Genomic DNA, 15,896 nt, shown 5'->3' on the forward strand with positions numbered 1-15,896 from the left:
TTTCCCGTCCCTTTACTCGTCCGGCTAAGGACCATCCGTCGACGACGGACTTATTCGTCAGCGGGGCTGACGAGCGTTCCGATCTTCTCACCGCGGACCGCCCGGACGATGTTCCCCTGACCCATCAGATCGAACACGACGATGGGCAGGCCGTTGTCCATGCACAGGCTGATCGCGGTGGCGTCCATGACCTTCAGGCCGCGCCGCAGGACCTCAACGTAGTCCAGGCGGTCGAAGCGCACGGCGTCCGGGTTCTTGCGGGGGTCCGCGTCGTACACGCCGTCGACCTGGGTGCCCTTGAGCACGGCGTCCGCGCCGATCTCCAGGGCGCGCTGGGCGGCGCAGGTGTCGGTGGAGAAGAACGGCTGGCCGAGACCGGCGCCAAAGATCACCACACGGCCCTTCTCCAGGTGCCGGACGGCGCGGCGGGGGATGTAGGCCTCCGCGACCTGCGCCATCGTGATGGCCGTCTGAACGCGGGTGTCGAGGCCGAGGCGCTCGAGGAAGTCCTGCAGGGCGAGGCAGTTCACGACCGTGGACAGCATGCCCATGTAGTCGCCGCGGGCCCGGTCCATGCCGCGCTCGGCGAGCTGCTGGCCGCGGAACATGTTGCCGCCGCCGCAGACCACGGCGACCTGGACGCCCTCGTCGACCGCGGTCTTGATCGCCTCGGCGATGTGCTGGAGCACGGCCGGGTCGATGCCCAGCGGCTGGCCGCCGGCGAACGCCTCGCCGGAGAGCTTCAGCAGGACGCGCTTCCACCCGTGGTTCGGCACGTCCCGGACAGGCGAAGAGACCGCCGTCGCGTCAGGATCGATGGTTTCTGGCACGACGACGGCCTCCTTGGTGTTACGCACTTACTACCCTAAGTTTCTCCCGTTTTCCAGGAGACTCTCAGGCCTGGCCGACCTTGAAGCGGACGAAGGCGGTGACCTTGACACCGGCCTCGTCGAGCAGCTTCGCGATGGTCTTCTTGCCGTCCTTGACGAACGCCTGCTCGAGCAGCACGAAGTCCTTGAGGTAGCTGTTCACGCGACCCTCGACGATCTTGGCGATCGCGGCCTCGGGCTTGCCCTCCTCGCGGGTCTTCTGCTCGGCGAGAGCGCGCTCCTTCTCGATCGTCTCCGGGGAGATCTCTTCGAAGGTGATGTACTTCGGCGCCATCGCGGCGATCTGCTGGGCGACGTCGCGGGCGACCTCGGCGTTCTCCTTGTCCAGCTGGACGAGGACACCGGTGGTCGGCGGGAGCTGCGGGTCGCTCTTGTGCAGGTAGCTGGCCACGAAGCCGCCGGTGAAGTGGGCGAACCGGCCGAGCTCGAGCTTCTCGCCGATGGTGGCGGAGTTCTCCTCGATCAGCTTGGCGACGGTCTTGCCGGGCTCGATCTCGAGGCCGAGCAGGGCCTCGGCGTCCTTGGCGTCCGACTTGGCCGCGAACTCGACGATCTTGTCGGCGAGGGCGATGAAGCCGGCGTTCTTGGCGACGAAGTCGGTCTCGCACTTGAGCTCGAGCAGCGTGGCGTCGGCGGTGCCGTCGAAGTACTCGACGACCAGGCCGTTGCCGGCGACGCGCTCGGCGCGCTTGCCGACGTCCTTGGCGCCCTTGAGGCGCAGGATCTCGACGGCCTTCTCGAAGTCGCCCTCGGCGTCGACGAGGGCGTTCTTGCAGTCCATCATGCCGGAGCCGGTGAGCTCGCGGAGCCGCTTGACGTCAGCGGCGGAGTAGTTCGCCATCTTTGCGTTCTCTCTCGTCTTCTTCGTCTGGTAGTCCGCAGGACGCCCCCGGCCGCTGCGAGACCGGGGGCGAGTCGCAGTACTTACTCGGCTGCGGGAGCGGCCTCAGCCTCGGCCTCGGCGACGGCGGCCGGAGCGGCGGCCTCTTCGGCGGCGGCGACCTTCTCGGTCTCGGCGCCGGACTGGACCTCGGTCTCAGCGGCGGGGGCCGGGGCGTCGTCCTTCTTCTCCAGCAGCTCGCGCTCCCACTCGGCGAGGGGCTCGACGACCTCGGCGGCCTTGTCGTCGCCACCACGCTGGCCCGAGCGGGACAGCAGGCCGTCGGCGACGGCGTCGGCGACCACGCGGGTGAGGATGCTGACGGCGCGGATGGCGTCGTCGTTACCCGGGATCGGGAAGTCGACCTCGTCCGGGTCGCAGTTGGTGTCGAGGATCGCGACGACCGGGATGTTCAGCTTCTTGGCCTCGGAGATCGCGATGTGCTCCTTCTTGGTGTCCACGATCCACACGGCGGAGGGGACCTTCGCCATGTCGCGGATACCGCCGAGGGTCTTCTCGAGCTTGTCCTTCTCGCGCTTGAGACCCAGGAGCTCCTTCTTCGTCATGCCGGAGGCGGCGACGTCGTCGAAGTCCATGAGCTCGAGCTCCTTGAGGCGCTGGAGCCGCTTGTGGACGGTCGAGAAGTTGGTGAGCATGCCGCCCAGCCAGCGCTGGTTGACGTAGGGCATCCCCACGCGGGTCGCCTGCTCGGCGATCGCTTCCTGCGCCTGCTTCTTGGTGCCGACGAACAGGATGGTCCCACCGTGCGCGACGGTCGCCTTGATGAACTCGTAGGCGCGGTCGATGTGGGCCAGCGACTGCTGGAGGTCGATGATGTAGATGCCGTTGCGCTCGGTCAGGATGAAGCGCTTCATCTTCGGGTTCCACCGACGCGTCTGGTGGCCGAAGTGGACGCCGCTCTCGAGCAGCTGTCGCATGGTGACGACGGGAGCCATGGTGCTTCCTTCTTCTGTTCGGTTACCTACCAGCACCTGGACACACCCCCGCCACCTCAGTGGACCTCGGGAGCGCATCCCGCCAACCGGCGGCTGCAGGCGCATGAATTCGGCGAGCGGACACAGTCCACCCACGCCGTGCGGCCAGTCTACGGGAAACCCCCAGCTACTCCGAACCGAACGCACGACACCCCGCGAATCCGCGTCGTCCCCAGAATCCCGTTCGGCCCGGGACGATCACCCTTCCGGGCGCATCCTCGGAACCATGGTCCTTCTTCTCTCCCTGCTCGCCGCGCTCCTGCCGGCAGCCGTCCCGGGTGCCGGACCGGCGGTCTCGGCACGGCCCCCACCGGCGGCGGGCCTCCTCCCGATCTCCGGAGCGGGCTCGCGGGAGCCTTCTTCCGGCGTGATCGCGGCACCGCCGCTCCTCTCCGGGTCGCGGGGGGCGGCCGGGCTCCGTGCGTCCGGCCCGGACCTTCCGGAAGCGGCCGTCCCCGGCCAGGGGGCACCGCCCGGACCCGGGGGCTGGGGGTGGCCGGTGGAGGCGCCGGTGCGGGTGCTGCGGCGGTACGCGCCACCGGGGGCTCCCTGGCTGCCCGGGCATCGGGGGGTGGATCTCGCCGCCGGGGCCGGGGACGTGGTCTACGCGGGCGGGCCCGGGGTCGTGTCGTTCGCGCGGGATCTCGCGGGGCGGGGAGTGATCACGGTGACGCACGGGCAGCTCCGGACCACCTATGAGCCGGTCACCGCCCTGGTGCGGGTCGGCGTCAGGGTGGCGGCCGGAACACCGATCGGGGTGATGGAGGCGGACCTCGGCCACTGCGCCCCGGCGACGTGCCTGCACTGGGGGCTGCGGCGGGGCTCCGCCTACCTCGATCCGTTCGCGTTGATCTCGCTTCCGGCCGTCCGGCTGCTGCCGCACTGGTGATCAGGAGGATCAGGCGCGCGGGTGGGCGAGGGTGTGGACCTGTTTGAGCCGCTCGGGTGAGACATGCGTGTAGAGCTGCGTGGTCTGGAGGGAGGCGTGCCCCAGGAGTTCCTGGACGGCCCGTAGATCGGCGCCGCCCTCCAGCAGGTGCGTGGCGGCGGTGTGGCGCAGGCCGTGCGGGGTGAGGTCGATGAGCCCGGCCTCCGCGAGGCGCCGGTGGACGACCCTGCGGGCGATCGTCGGGCCGAGGCGTCCGCCCTTGACGCCCAGCAGGAGGGCGGAGCCGCTCCCCGGGACGGCCCACACGGGACGTCCCGAGCTCAGCCATGCCTCGACCGCGGCCAGGGCGGGGGTCCCGAGCGGAACGGTCCGCTGCTTGTCCCCCTTGCCCAGCACGCGGACGGTCCGCGTCTCCCGGTCGAGGTCGCCGATGTCCAGCCCGCACACCTCGCTGACGCGCACGCCCGTCGCGTAGAGGAGTTCGAGCAGGGCGCGGTCGCGCAGGTCCTCGGGTTCGCCCTCGATCTCGGCGTCCAGGAGCTCCCGCGCCTCCTCCTGCCGCAGGATCCGCGGCAGCCGCCGCTCCAGCCTGGGAGTCCCGAGCATCGCGCCGGGATCGTCCTCGATCAGGCCCCTGCGGTGCGCCCAGGCGGTGTAGGTGCGGACGGCGGCCGTCCGGCGGGCGAGCGTGGACTTGGCCAGCCCGGCGCCGTGCTGGCGCGCGAGCCAGTCCCGCATGACGTCCACGTGCAGCTCACCGGCCTCCTCGACGCCCCGGGTCGCGGCGTGCACCACGAGATCGCCGACATCGCCCAGATAGGCCCGCACCGTGTGCTCCGACAGCCCGCGCTCCAGCCGCAGATGCCGCTCGAACTCCGCCACCGCGAACCCGCCCGCCTCAGCCACCCTCCCAAACTACGCCCGCCTCCCCCGCGCGACCCGGTTCCGCCACCCGGAGAAGGGAAATCCACAGAACGAGATTCGGGTCCGAAATGTCGGTGCGGGCCGGATGAGGCTTGGGTCATGAACGCGAATCAGGACCTGGGCCGCCGCGGGGAGAACGCCGCCGCCCGTTACCTCACCCGCCTGGGCTGGACCGTCCTCGACCGGAACTGGCGCTGTCCCGAGGGGGAGCTCGACATCGTCGCCTTCGACGGGCGGCACCACGTCATCTGCGAGGTCAAGACCCGGCGCTCCCACGCCTTCGGCACCCCCGCCGAGGCGATCACGGTCGACAAGGCGTCGCGCTTAAGGAAGCTCGCCCGCCGCTGGGCCGACCAGCACGGCGTCCGGGCCGGTTCGCTGCGCATCGACCTCATCGGCCTCACCGGCGGCGGCCGTGAGGGCTTCACCATCGACCATCTCAAGGAGATCGCCTGATGACACTCGCGAGGACCAGATCGGTCGGCCTGGTCGGCGTCGAAGGCCATCTCGTCGACGTCGAGGCGGCGATCACCAGCGGCACCCCGGGTCTCCACCTGGTCGGCCTGCCCGACACGGCGCTGAGCGAGGCCCGCGACCGCGTCCGCGCCGCGATCATGCACTCGGGCGAGGAGTGGCCGGTCCGGCACGTGACCGTGGCGCTGGGCCCCGCGGGCCTGCCGAAGGCGGGGGCGGGCTTCGACGTCGCGATCGCGGTGTCGATCCTCGCCGCCGCGGGATCGCTGCCGCACGGGGCGGGCTCCGACACGGTCATGCTCGGCGAGCTCGGCCTCGACGGCCGGATCCGCGCGGTCCCCGGGGTGCTCCCGGCCGTGCTCGGGGCCGCCGAGTCGGGCATCGGCACGGTCGTCGTCCCCCGGTCGAACGGCGTCGAGGCCGAGCTCGTCCCGGACGTCAAGGTCATCGCCGTCGGCTCGCTCCGCGCCCTGATGTGCCATCTGCGCGGCGAGCCGCCCCCGTTGGAGGAGGATCTCGAGGATCACGACCCCGTCCTGCGCGACCTCCCGTCCCGCTCCCGCCGGGGCGTCCTCGACCTGGCCGACGTCAAGGGCCAGGCCGACGCCCGCAGGGCCCTGGAGATCAGCGCCGCGGGCGGTCACCACCTGTTCCTGCTGGGCCCGCCCGGCTGTGGGAAAACGATGCTCGCCGAGCGTCTCCCCACCCTCCTGCCACCTCTCGACCGGCAGATGGCCCTGGAGGCGACCGCCATCCACTCGGTCGCCGGCACCCTCCCGGCGGGCCAGCCGCTGGTGGCCCACGCCCCGTTCCACGCCCCCCACCACAGCGCCACCCGCGCCGCCATGATCGGCGGAGGCTCCAGCCGCCAGGTCCGCCCTGGCGCCATCAGCCTCGCCCACAACGGCGTCCTGTTCATCGACGAGGCCCCGGAGTTCATGGGCGGCGTCCTCGACTCCCTCCGCCAGCCCATGGAGCACGGCGAGGTCTCCATCGACCGCTCGGGTGTCACCACCCGCTTCCCGGCGATGTTCACCCTGATCATGGCGGCGAACCCCTGCCCCTGCGCCGCGGCGAAGGTCCTCCAGTGCCGCTGCACGCCCGCCGTCCGCTCCCGCTACCTCTCCCGCGTCTCCGGCCCGCTCCTCGACCGCATCGACCTCAAGCTCTCCCTCTCCCCCGCCACCCGAGCCGAACTCCGCTACGACCTCGACCAGGCCGAATCCAGCGAAACGGTCGCCGCCCGCGTCCAGGAGGCCCGCTCCCGGGCCCGCACCCGCATGGCCGACCTCCCCTGGCGCACCAACAGCGAGATCCCGGCCCCCGAACTCCGCCGCCGCTTCGCCCCGCCCGCGACGGCCCTGGCCCCCCTCGACGCCGCACTCCAGGACGGCTCCCTCAGCGCCCGAGGCATGGACCGAGCCCTCCGCACGGCCTGGACCCTCGCCGACCTCTCCGGCCGCGACGCCCCCGCCCCCTGGGACACCGCCGAAGCCCTCTCCCTCTGGCAAGGCCACCCCTGACCCAAGCCCGCCCTCCCGACGCCCACCACCGACTTCCCGACCCGACCCAGCCCGCACCACCACCCCGTCACCGCCCCCGGCCCGAACTCCGCCGCCGCTTCCCTTCCAGGCTCCGATCTCGAACTCCCATCGCGCGGCCCGGCCGACCGGCCATCCCCTCCACTCCCCAGACAACGACCTCGACTCCACTCCGCTACCTCTTCAGGAAGGCAGCCATGATCCCCCAGCTCACCCGCCCCGTCGCCCCTCCGACGTCCTCCCACCGAGCCCTTCTCGGCCTCCTGCACCAACCCGGCCCGGTACTCGGCATCACCCGCCCGAGAACCCTCACCCTGCACCGACCCGGCATCTCCTGGATCCCCGACGCCACCAGCCCGGCCCCCGCCCCAGCCCCCCATTCCAACGACCTCGTTTCTCCAGCGAGCCCGAGCCAAGCCCCGGCCCGGGTCCACTGGCCCGACGATCCCGGCTCGCCCGCCGGCCATCGGCAGGATCTGAAGGCCCGCCGGACTCGGCCTGCCCCGTCGAGCCGGACCAGCCCGGTATCGACCAGCCCGGTATCGACCAGCCCGATGCCTCCCCGCGGTCTCGGTGCCCTCGGGGTCTCCTGGGTCCTCTCCGTCGGCATCCTCCGCCGGGCAGTGGGTGCCGGCCTCGCGGCGGAGAGCGGGATCGCGGCGGCCGAGCCGTCGCTCCCGCGGGTTCTGGGCGGCGGTCGTCGAAGTGGGCGTCGCCTGGCGCGCGGCTCGGCGGCGTCCTCCCGTCCGCTGTCGGCTGCCGTCAGGGCGACCACCGCGCTCAGGGCCCGGCTCCCTCGCCTCACTCGGGCCGGTACCGCCTCGCCTTCTCCCTGGTCATCCGAGGCCGGATTCCCCAGCGGCCGCCGGGAAGGCGCGGAGTCCCGCTGCTCGGAGTGCGCTATCCAGACCCGGGACATTCCGCCGACGCGCACGGGGTCTCGTCCTGAGCCGCTCCCGGGCCGGGGCGTCTCCTGGTCTCGGGCCCGCGACGGCTCGCCTGCGCCACGGCTCCGTCCTGCGGCGCCTCCGCTTCCCGTCCCATCACGACCCGGTTCGAAGCAGAAGGCCGAGGAGCAGAGACGGGTGCGGCCCCGTCGACGCATCGGCTGTAGCGGGCGGACCCACATCGAGGGCGCGGCGGTAGGCGCGGGGCCGGCCGGCATCGAGGGCTCGACGGGAAGTCCGGACTCGGCTGGTGGTGGGGCCGGGAGGTCCTGTGGGAGGGAGGGGTGGCGGCGTGGGGGGCGGTGAGGGTGAGCGGGAGCGGTGGGCTCGGGCCTGGCTGAGTGCGGTCGGCGAGCCCGGTGACGGGTTCATGTATCGGCTGGTGGCGCAGGAAGGGGCGGTCGGGGCCGTTGAAGCGGTGCGGCGCGGATGCGTTCCGGACGGACTGGGGATCAGCGAGCGGAGGCTCGACGGGTGGCGGATGCGGGTGGCGGCCGCCGATCCCGACGCGGCGATGTTCATCTGCGAGCAGGTCGGCGGGCGCCTGCTGTGCCCGGGGGACCTGGAGTGGCCGTCGACGCTGGGGCATCTTCGCGAGGCCGCGCCCATAGCGCTGTGGGTCAGGGGCGGCCCTGACCTGAGGCAGATCTGCCTCAGGTCGGTCTCCGTCGTCGGCGCCCGGCTGGCCAGCCCCTATGGCGAACGCGTCGCGCAGGAGCTGGGCGCCGAGATGGCCGAGCAGGGCTGGACCGTCGTCAGCGGAGCGGCCCTCGGCATCGACGCGGCGGCGCACCGCGGCTGCCTCGCCGCGGAAGGGCTGACGGTCGCCGTCCTCGCCAACGGCATCGATCTCGCCTACCCTCCGCGTAACTCGGGGCTGCTGGCCGAGATCGCGGCCCGTGGCCTCATCGTCAGCGAATGGCCGCCGGGCACCCATCCGACCCGTCCCCGCTTCCTCGTCCGCAATCGCGTCATCGCCGCTCTCACGACGGGAACCGTGGTCGTCGAGGCCGATCTGCGCAGCGGAGCCCTGAACACCGCGAACCACGCCCGTTCCCTGGGCCGGCACCTGATGGCCTATCCGGGCAACGTCACCTCGCTGATGTCCCGCGGCTGCCACGACCTGCTGCGCTCCACTCCGCCGGCCCGCCTCGTCACCAACTCCACCGAGGTCATCGAGGAGGTCGGCCGCATCGGCGAAGGCCTGACCCGTCCCGACCGTCCCACCTATCCACGCGACACCCTCGATCCCGACTCGCGCCAGGTCCTGGAAGCCGTCCCCGCCACCGGCGGCGGCGCCACCCCGATGGAGATAGCCACCGCGGCCTCCGTCGACCTCATCACCGCCCGCAGCCGCCTCTCCCTCCTCCACGCCATGAACTTCATAGAACGAACCCGGACCGGCTGGCGCCTGCGCAAAGCCCCGCCCGGCCACCCCCAGCCCTGACCTCCGGCCACCCCGGGCCGGCGCCCTCACCCTCAACCCGAAACCCACCCGGAGCCGATTCCCCCTCGGTCCCGATCGGCCCGGCACGATCCCACCTCTCAGATCAAGGCCACGACCCGGCTCCGCGTCCTTCGCCCAGCCGCCGAATCCTCACGGCGATCTCCGCCGCGCGTCCGCCCGTGTCGCCAGGAGGAATTCAAACCGCACCTGCTGCACGGTCCTGTACAGGTGAGAACCAATGCCCCGCGTCCCGTCGGTCGACCAGGTCGAGTTCCGCCCCCGCTTCACCCCCGCCCCGAGGAACTACAGCGCCCCTGAGCTCCGCAAGATCTGCCACGGCGGCCGTCGAGCATCCGCGCGCCGCCGAGCTCTCCGCCCGCAGCGAGACCTTCCGCCCTGCCGGAGGCAGGCAAAGGGACGTTCGCTGGAGAGCACCCCATTCCGAGCATCTGAATAAGACCGGCCGGCGCATAAGACGACGAAGTCACCGACCCCCACGGAGAGACTCGACCAAGAACGGAGTGCCGAAGTGCCGAACCCCTACCGGCCCAGATCGCCGGGCACCACGCAGAACCCGCCGCATCCGGCACCGACTTCTTCGCCACCCCACTGGCCGACCGGCCGCCCTACGCGTGTGCGCGGCTCCCCGCGCAAGCCTGGGCCTGCCGCTGCACGGCTACGTCGATCCCTGAGGTGACACCGTCTTCAGCCGGTCTCAGATGCGGAAGATCATTCCTGAGCTGCAACAGGCTCGCAGCCCAGGCCCCTGAGGCAGAAGGACAGGCCGGGACGGAGATCTTGGCGCTCTGCGAGGCCATCGAACGCCGTCCTCACCGGTACCTGGTCTTCTGCGGCGACTGAGCCGGCCGGCTTCGAGACACCGCCTGGCACGATGCCACCGCTTGGCTCGGGCGGCAGCCAGGGCCTGAGCGCCGGCCCGGCGCGAGCCGGTGGGGTCGCGGGCGTGGGAGGGACCCGGACGAGGGGGCGGCGGAGGGGCCGAAGGAGGCGGGCGGCGAGGGGGCGGGCGGGGGTCAGTTGGGGAGCTGGAGGTCGGGCTTGGCCAGTTCTTCGACGTTGACGTCGTGGAAGGTGACCACTCGGACGTTCTTGACAAAGCGGGCGGGGCGGTACATGTCCCAGACCCAGGCGTCCGCCATTGTCACTTCGAAGTAGACTTCGCCGTTCTCCAGGCTGCGGACCTGGAGGTCGACCGTGTTGGTCAGGTAGAAACGGCGCTCGGTCTCCACCACATAAGTGAAGAGGCCGACCACGTCACGGTATTCGCGATAGAGCTGGAGCTCCATCTCGGTCTCGTACTTCTCTAGATCCTCAGCGCTCATCTTCCCCTCCCACCAGTCCATTGTTCCCCATGGCCGGAGCCGGGCCGACGCCGACCACGGGACCCGCGGCAGGAACCAGCCTCGAACGTACGTTCACGAACGAGAAGCGGTGTTCCCGGCAGGGGCCGTGCAAGGTGAGCGCGGCCATGTGCTCCGGGGTGTTGTACCCCTTGTGGACGTCGAAACCATACTGCGGATGGTCCCCGTGGAGCGCCTCCATGATCCGATCCCTGGTGACCTTTGCCACGACCGATGCCGCCGCGATGCAGGCGACCGCCCGGTCACCCTTGATGACGGGCAGCGTCGGGGCCTCGAGGCCCGGGACGCGGAAACCGTCGCTCAGGACGTAGGACGGCCGCACGGGCAGGGCGGCGAGCGCCCGGCGCATCCCGGTGATGTTGCTCCGGTGGAGGCCGACGGTGTCGATCTCGCCCGGCGGGATCACCAGCGCGTGCCACATCGCCTTCTTCGTGATCACCTCGTACAGGGCGTCGCGCCTGGCGGGAGTGAGCAGCTTGGAGTCGGCGAGCCCGTCGATCCGCAGCCCGCCGAGGATCACCGCGGCGACGACCAGCGGCCCGGCGCACGCCCCTCGCCCGGCCTCGTCAACGCCCGCGACCAGCGAGAACCCGCCATGGGCCAGAGCCCGCTCGTACCCGTAGAGCCCCGCGTCCCGGCGCGGCGTGAACCGCACGGGCCTCCTGACGCCCGGAATCACCGGCGCCCCCGCTCGGGACCGCCCCCGAACCTTCGAACACCGAGGCAGCAGCACATACCGGCACCCTACGCCCCCGGACCGACATTCATCCCCCGCAACCCGCAACCCTCAAGATCACCCAACCCGGACAAGCGCAGCCCCCGACCATCCGCCGGAAAAGACCGGCCCGCACCTCATGGATCTTCGCCCCTCCGTGACGTCCGGCCAGGGTCTTCGGCCGGGACGTCAGCCCGAGGGCGACGCCCCTGCGCAGTGCCGCGTCGAACTCGGCGGGGTCCAGATGGCGATCCCTGCCGGTCCTCTGCTTCATCGAACCCCGGGAGGCCCGGCGTCGGCCGCCGACCGGCCCAAGGCGCCCTCCGCCCCCGAGGCTGTCATCTGGACGCCTTTCGTCCTGGGCAGACCACGTCGGACAAGACCAAGGCCGAGATCAAAGAACGCGAGAACACGGAACCGAGCCTCGTCACCCGCTCGAGACGACGGTCCGCGAAGGGCAGTCCTCGGGCGATAAGCGTCGGGCTCAGCGCTTTCGAGGACAGCGCGGCGCGAGGGCCTGGCGTTCACGGAGCAAGCTCGCCAGCACGGGAGGCTCGAAGATCTGTGCATGGGCAGGGAGCGGGTGGTCCGGCCCCCGGGGTCAGCGGTGGCGGAGGCGGCGGGTCAGACGGGTCAGCGGGAAGGCCAGGGCGAAGGCGAGCGGGAGGGGGGCGTGGGGCAGGGCGGCGGCCAGGCCCTGCTGGGCGAAGGTGGCGGGGATGTCGAGGACCTGCCAGTGGGGAATCGGCCAGACGACGACGAAGGCGCGGCCGACGACGCTGGTGATGGGGATGGTGCCGTTGCCCTTGTCGGCGCTGTGGCCGCGGGAGTCGTAGGAGACGTCGCGGTGGTCGCCCATGACCCAGAGGCGGTCCGTGGGGACGGTGATGTCGAACTTCTTGTCCGAGGGGACGTTCTGCTCGCCGGTGTCCGGGTCGGTGAACAGGTAGGAGGTCTCGTCGAGCGGGTGGCCGTTCACCGTGATGCGGCCGGTGCCGGGCTCGCAGCAGACGACGCGGTCGCCGGGGACGCCGATGACGCGCTTGATGTAGTCCTTCTCACCCGGGACGACGCCGAAGGCCGTGCCCACGTTGTGCAGGAGCCTGCTGATCGGGTTGCCCGGCTCCTCGTACTCGACCTCGGGGTCCCAGCTGTCGAGCCCGTTGAAGACGACGATGTCGCCGCGCGTGATGTCGCGGATGCGGTAGACGACCTTGTTGACCAGGACCCGGTCGCCGACCTGGAGGGTGTTCTCCATCGAGCCGGACGGGATGTAGAAGGCCTGGACGATGAACGCCTTGATCACCAGCGCGAGGACCAGCGCCACGCCGATCAGGAGCGGAAGCTCCTTCCAGAAGGACGGCTGCCTGCGCGGCGGCTCCTCCGGCGAGCCGTCGCCGCCCTCGCCGGAGCCCGCGTCGCCGGCAGCCGTCGCGGGGACGTCCGGAGCGTCCGGGGCGTCATGGACGCCCGGCTGCTCGTCTCCCCGCTCCTTGGTGAGGTCGACGGCCTCGGCGGCCGGCGCGTCGCCGGTCTCCGGCCGGGGATCGGACGGGGATGACGTGACCGGGGTCGGCAGGACTTCTTCGGGGGCGGAGCCCTCGGTGTCGGATCGCACTTCACTCCGATCGTTCGCGGGGCCCGAACTGGTGGCCTGGCCGCGGTCCTCGTCAGTCATCAGAGGATGAGCCTAGCGGCGCGGCCGCGTGATTACGGACCCGGAAGGCCACGGTGTCCCCAAGAATGACGAAACGACCGGTCCCCCGGGGAAGCCGTACGGGCACCCCTCATCCGCGGACATACGCTACCTTCCGCCCGATGCCGGACAGGGGCACTTTGCGGCCGTCCTCCGGTCTTGTCCACCCCGGAATTCCAGGGTTGCGGCGCCGTGATCATCTTCCTAGCGTGGACGGTCCCGAACACCGACCGTGGAGGCTGGAATGCCGAGAGGTATGGGGATCTGCTTCGCGGTCTGGCTGGCCTGCGGCCTTCTCAGCCTGGTCGTCCACTCCTGGGCCCTCGGGCTCGTCCCCGCGGCGACCCTGGCCTTCTTCATCGTCAAGGGCTTCGGCCAGGCGGGCGACGGCCGGCCGTGATCCGGGCGCGAACACGGGAACGGGCGGCCCCCTGCGGAGGGACCGCCCGTTCACCGTTCTGAGCCTGCTCAGAAGAGGAGCGACTAGAAGTCGCGCTTCTCCTTGATGCGGGCGGCCTTGCCGCGGAGGTTGCGGAGGTAGTAGAGCTTGGCGCGGCGCACGTCACCGCGGATGGTGACCTCGAGCTTCTCGATGGCCGGCAGGTTCAGCGGGAAGGTCCGCTCGACGCCGTAGCCGCCCTTGCTGACCTTGCGGACGGTGAAGGTCTCGCGGTTGCCGCCGCCGTGGCGGCGGATGACGACGCCCTCGAAGACCTGGATACGGCTGACCTTGCCCTCGGTGATCCGCACGTGCACCTTGACGGTGTCACCGGGGCGGAAGGTGGGGAGGTCGGACCGCACGGCGGCCAGTTCGATCTCACGGATCAGAGTGTGCATTGATGAATCCTTAAGCGTCACGGACGTCGAGAGGCCCCGGGTGGAGATGGGGGCGTCGCGTCCTCAGATCGGCCGGATCGTCAGACCCGGACGTGTCGGCCGGAGCACGCGGCTCCGTCCGTGCCGGTCAGGGCCTCGCGGCCCGTCCGGCCACCGGTCTCGCGGGGAGTCCGGCGGCTCCCGGACCGAGATCCGGGCACGCGCCACAAGGGCGACGTTCTATTTTGCCACACGACCAGGGTCGACGGCCAAATCGAGCGATTCCAGCAGCTTGCGATCATGTTTGTCGAGCCCGGCGGGGTCGAGCCTGGCCAGCAGGTCGGGACGGAGGGCGGCGGTCCGCCGGAAGGCCTCGTCCCGGCGCCAGCGCGCGATCCTGCCATGGTGCCCGGACATGAGGACGTCCGGCACGGCCTGACCGCGCCAGTCCCTGGGCTTGGTGAAGACGGGCCCCTCGACCAGGGTCTCCATCCGTCCGGGGGCGAAGGAGTCGTCGGTCACGGACTCGAAGTTGCCCAGCACGCCCGGCACCAGCCGCGAGATCGCCTCGATCATGACGAGCACCGCGACCTCTCCCCCGGCCAGGACGTAGTCGCCGATCGAGACCTCGTCGACCCGGACGAGCGGGGCGTAGTGCCGCATGACCCGCGAGTCGATGCCCTCGTAGCGCCCGCAGGCGAAAACGAGGTGGTCCCCCGCGGCCATCTCCGCCGCGACGGCCTGGGTGAACGGCCGCCCGGACGGCGTGGGCACCACGAGCCGGGCCGACGGGGTCAGCACGTCGTCCAGCGCCTCACCCCAGGGTGAGGGCTTCATCACCATGCCGGGCCCGCCTCCGTAGGGCGTGTCGTCCACGGTCCGGTGACGGTCGTAGGTCCAGTCACGAAGATCATGGACGCCGAACGACAGCAGCCCCTTGTCGGACGCCTTCCCCAGCAGGGAGGCCGACAAAGGGGCGAAGTACTCCGGAAAGATGGAGATGATGTCGAAGCGCATCATTCGAAAAGACCCTCGGGGGCGTCGACGACAAGCCGTCCGCCCTCGAGGTCGACTTCCGGGACGAGAGCGGCCACGAACGGCACGAGCTGGTCTCCGGCGGGAGAGTCGACCACGATCAGGTCCTGCGCGTGGTGCAGGATCTCCTTGACCGTGCCGATCTCGCGGCCGTCGGTGGTGACCACGGCGAGGCCGATGAGCTGCTGGTCGTGGAACTCGTCCGGATCGGACGAGGGAAGGATCTCCGCGGAGTCGATCACGAGCCAGATCCCGCGCAGTTCCTCGGCGCGGTTCCGGTCGTCCACCCCGGCGAAGCGGACGACCATGCGGCCCGAATGCCACTTGGCACTCTTGACCGTCAGGGGTCCGGCGTCCGCCGGATCCGTGACGAGCGCCGCGCCCGGATGGAACCGGGCGTCAGCGTCGTCCGTACGGACGTCGATGGTGACGTCGCCACGGATGCCGTGCGGTTTGCCGATGCGGCCCACTACCAGTTGCACTGGTCAGCGAACCTCGTTGACGTCGAGCAGGTCCACGCGGACATAGCGGCCGCCCGAGAGCGCCCCCATGACCGTGCGGAGGGCCTTCGCGGTGCGCCCGCTCCGGCCGATGACCTTGCCGAGGTCCTCGGGGTTCACGCGAACCTCGAGAACCCGGCCACCACGAATCCGCTTGGCATTCACCTGGACATCGTCGGGGTGTTCGACGATGCCGCGGACCAGGTGCTCGAGCGCTTCTTCGAGCACTTAGGCCTCGCTCGGGGCTTCGGTCGTCTCGGCGGCCGGCTCCTCGGCCTTGGCCTCGGCGGCGGCGGGCTCCTCGGCCTTGGCGGCCTTGGGGGCCTTCTTGGCCTTGGGGGTGGGGGCGTCGCCGAGGTCGGCGGCCTCCTTCGCCGCGGCGGCGAAGGTCTCGGACCGGCTGACCTTGGGCTCGGCCACCTTGAGGGTGCCCTCGGCGCCCGGCAGGCCCTTGAACTTCTGCCAGTCACCGGTGATCTTCAGCAGCCGCTCGACGGAGTCGGTCGGCTGGGCGCCGACGCCGAGCCAGTACTGGACCCGCTCGGTGTCGACCTGGATGAGCGAGGGCTCTTCCTTCGGGTGGTACAGGCCGATCTCCTCGATCGCGCGACCGTCGCGCTTGGTGCGCGAGTCGGCGATGACGATGCGGTACTGAGCGCTACGGATCTTGCCGAGACGCTTGAGCTTGATCTTGACAGCCACGGGTGTGGTAACTCCGGTTTCGTAAAAGGAGAGCCGCTCGTGCCCAAGGTGGGGACCCGGACA

Annotated in this window: 17 protein-coding genes; 5 read left to right on the forward strand and 12 right to left on the reverse strand. The window is 70.9% G+C overall.

All coding sequences use genetic code 11. The features are described 5' to 3' along the window. Nucleotides 1–50: 50 nt before the first annotated feature. From pyrH to rpsB, 3 genes are all read right to left on the reverse strand, one after another. Nucleotides 51–776 carry a UMP kinase gene (gene pyrH, locus ABD785_RS03800; RefSeq protein WP_344822882.1) on the reverse strand — a complete coding sequence of 242 codons (726 nt, stop codon included), beginning with the start codon at nucleotides 774–776 and terminating at the stop codon, nucleotides 51–53. Nucleotides 777–894: 118 nt separating this feature from the next. Further along, a complete protein-coding gene (gene tsf / locus ABD785_RS03805; RefSeq protein WP_344822134.1) occupies nucleotides 895–1,731 on the reverse strand; it encodes a translation elongation factor Ts in 837 nt (278 codons plus the stop codon). Between the two features lie 83 nt (nucleotides 1,732–1,814). Continuing rightward, nucleotides 1,815–2,726 carry a 30S ribosomal protein S2 gene (gene rpsB / locus ABD785_RS03810; RefSeq protein WP_344822136.1) on the reverse strand — a complete coding sequence of 304 codons (912 nt, stop codon included), beginning with the start codon at nucleotides 2,724–2,726 and terminating at the stop codon, nucleotides 1,815–1,817. 265 nt (nucleotides 2,727–2,991) lie between these two features. Here rpsB and ABD785_RS03815 point away from each other — a divergent pair, with 265 nt between their 5' ends. Next, nucleotides 2,992–3,654, forward strand: coding sequence for a murein hydrolase activator EnvC family protein (locus ABD785_RS03815; RefSeq protein WP_344822138.1), 663 nt, complete (start codon nucleotides 2,992–2,994; stop codon nucleotides 3,652–3,654). 9 nt (nucleotides 3,655–3,663) lie between these two features. Here ABD785_RS03815 and ABD785_RS03820 read toward each other — a convergent pair whose 3' ends face one another. Next, complete coding sequence (locus ABD785_RS03820; RefSeq protein ID WP_344822140.1) at nucleotides 3,664–4,560, reverse strand: tyrosine recombinase XerC; 897 nt, start codon at nucleotides 4,558–4,560, stop codon at nucleotides 3,664–3,666. Nucleotides 4,561–4,677: 117 nt separating this feature from the next. Here ABD785_RS03820 and ABD785_RS03825 point away from each other — a divergent pair, with 117 nt between their 5' ends. From ABD785_RS03825 to dprA, 3 genes are all read left to right on the forward strand, one after another. Continuing rightward, the gene (locus tag ABD785_RS03825; protein ID WP_344822142.1) at nucleotides 4,678–5,034 is read left to right on the forward strand and encodes a YraN family protein; all 357 of its coding nucleotides are present in this window, start codon (nucleotides 4,678–4,680) and stop codon (nucleotides 5,032–5,034) included. Beyond that, a complete protein-coding gene (locus tag ABD785_RS03830) occupies nucleotides 5,034–6,575 on the forward strand; it encodes a YifB family Mg chelatase-like AAA ATPase (RefSeq protein WP_344822144.1) in 1,542 nt (513 codons plus the stop codon). The genes ABD785_RS03825 and ABD785_RS03830 overlap by 1 nt, the downstream gene beginning before the upstream one ends. A gap of 1,257 nt (nucleotides 6,576–7,832) precedes the next feature. After that, on the forward strand, nucleotides 7,833–8,987 hold the full coding sequence (gene dprA / locus ABD785_RS03835; RefSeq protein ID WP_344822146.1) for a DNA-processing protein DprA: 1,155 nt from the start codon (nucleotides 7,833–7,835) through the stop codon (nucleotides 8,985–8,987). 1,034 nt (nucleotides 8,988–10,021) lie between these two features. On the opposite strand, the gene ABD785_RS03840 is transcribed toward dprA, so the two are convergent. From ABD785_RS03840 to lepB, 3 genes are all read right to left on the reverse strand, one after another. Then, nucleotides 10,022–10,330 carry a DUF2469 domain-containing protein gene (locus ABD785_RS03840; RefSeq protein WP_344822148.1) on the reverse strand — a complete coding sequence of 103 codons (309 nt, stop codon included), beginning with the start codon at nucleotides 10,328–10,330 and terminating at the stop codon, nucleotides 10,022–10,024. Then, entirely contained in the window at nucleotides 10,320–11,024 is a 705-nt protein-coding gene (locus ABD785_RS03845) for a ribonuclease HII (protein WP_344822152.1), read from the reverse strand. The genes ABD785_RS03840 and ABD785_RS03845 overlap by 11 nt, the downstream gene beginning before the upstream one ends. Nucleotides 11,025–11,685: 661 nt before the next feature. Next, entirely contained in the window at nucleotides 11,686–12,762 is a 1,077-nt protein-coding gene (gene lepB, locus ABD785_RS03850) for a signal peptidase I (RefSeq protein WP_344822155.1), read from the reverse strand. 262 nt (nucleotides 12,763–13,024) lie between these two features. Here lepB and ABD785_RS03855 point away from each other — a divergent pair, with 262 nt between their 5' ends. Then, entirely contained in the window at nucleotides 13,025–13,180 is a 156-nt protein-coding gene (locus ABD785_RS03855) for a hypothetical protein (RefSeq protein ID WP_344822159.1), read from the forward strand. An 83-nt stretch (nucleotides 13,181–13,263) separates the two neighbouring features. Here the strand turns inward: ABD785_RS03855 and rplS are convergent, their stop codons facing one another. The 5 genes from rplS to rpsP form a co-directional block, all read right to left on the reverse strand. Then, complete coding sequence (gene rplS / locus ABD785_RS03860) at nucleotides 13,264–13,617, reverse strand: 50S ribosomal protein L19 (protein ID WP_344822163.1); 354 nt, start codon at nucleotides 13,615–13,617, stop codon at nucleotides 13,264–13,266. 219 nt (nucleotides 13,618–13,836) lie between these two features. After that, nucleotides 13,837–14,613: a tRNA (guanosine(37)-N1)-methyltransferase TrmD gene (trmD, locus tag ABD785_RS03865; protein ID WP_344822884.1), complete on the reverse strand. Its 777-nt coding sequence runs from the start codon at nucleotides 14,611–14,613 to the stop codon at nucleotides 13,837–13,839. Next, a complete protein-coding gene (rimM, locus tag ABD785_RS03870; protein WP_344822165.1) occupies nucleotides 14,613–15,113 on the reverse strand; it encodes a ribosome maturation factor RimM in 501 nt (166 codons plus the stop codon). The genes trmD and rimM overlap by 1 nt, the downstream gene beginning before the upstream one ends. Before the next feature lie 3 nt (nucleotides 15,114–15,116). Beyond that, nucleotides 15,117–15,359, reverse strand: a complete 243-nt coding sequence (locus ABD785_RS03875; RefSeq protein ID WP_344822168.1) for an RNA-binding protein — start codon at nucleotides 15,357–15,359, stop codon at nucleotides 15,117–15,119. Continuing rightward, nucleotides 15,360–15,833: a 30S ribosomal protein S16 gene (gene rpsP / locus ABD785_RS03880; protein ID WP_344822171.1), complete on the reverse strand. Its 474-nt coding sequence runs from the start codon at nucleotides 15,831–15,833 to the stop codon at nucleotides 15,360–15,362. It abuts the gene before it with no gap. Nucleotides 15,834–15,896 lie beyond the last annotated feature (63 nt).

It is taken from the genome of Actinocorallia longicatena (assembly GCF_039534125.1).
In the GTDB taxonomy this organism is placed as follows: domain Bacteria; phylum Actinomycetota; class Actinomycetes; order Streptosporangiales; family Streptosporangiaceae; genus Actinocorallia; species Actinocorallia longicatena.

Coding starts and splice junctions, on each gene's coding strand:
- trmD (WP_344822884.1), bottom strand. CDS start 14,613: ATGCGCTTCGACATCATCTCCATCTTTCCGGAGTACTTCGCCCCTTTG.
- ABD785_RS03815 (WP_344822138.1), top strand. CDS start 2,992: ATGGTCCTTCTTCTCTCCCTGCTCGCCGCGCTCCTGCCGGCAGCCGTC.
- rplS (WP_344822163.1), bottom strand. CDS start 13,617: ATGCACACTCTGATCCGTGAGATCGAACTGGCCGCCGTGCGGTCCGAC.
- rpsB (WP_344822136.1), bottom strand. CDS start 2,726: ATGGCTCCCGTCGTCACCATGCGACAGCTGCTCGAGAGCGGCGTCCAC.
- tsf (WP_344822134.1), bottom strand. CDS start 1,731: ATGGCGAACTACTCCGCCGCTGACGTCAAGCGGCTCCGCGAGCTCACC.
- ABD785_RS03825 (WP_344822142.1), top strand. CDS start 4,678: ATGAACGCGAATCAGGACCTGGGCCGCCGCGGGGAGAACGCCGCCGCC.
- lepB (WP_344822155.1), bottom strand. CDS start 12,762: ATGACTGACGAGGACCGCGGCCAGGCCACCAGTTCGGGCCCCGCGAAC.
- ABD785_RS03840 (WP_344822148.1), bottom strand. CDS start 10,330: ATGAGCGCTGAGGATCTAGAGAAGTACGAGACCGAGATGGAGCTCCAG.
- ABD785_RS03830 (WP_344822144.1), top strand. CDS start 5,034: ATGACACTCGCGAGGACCAGATCGGTCGGCCTGGTCGGCGTCGAAGGC.
- ABD785_RS03855 (WP_344822159.1), top strand. CDS start 13,025: ATGCCGAGAGGTATGGGGATCTGCTTCGCGGTCTGGCTGGCCTGCGGC.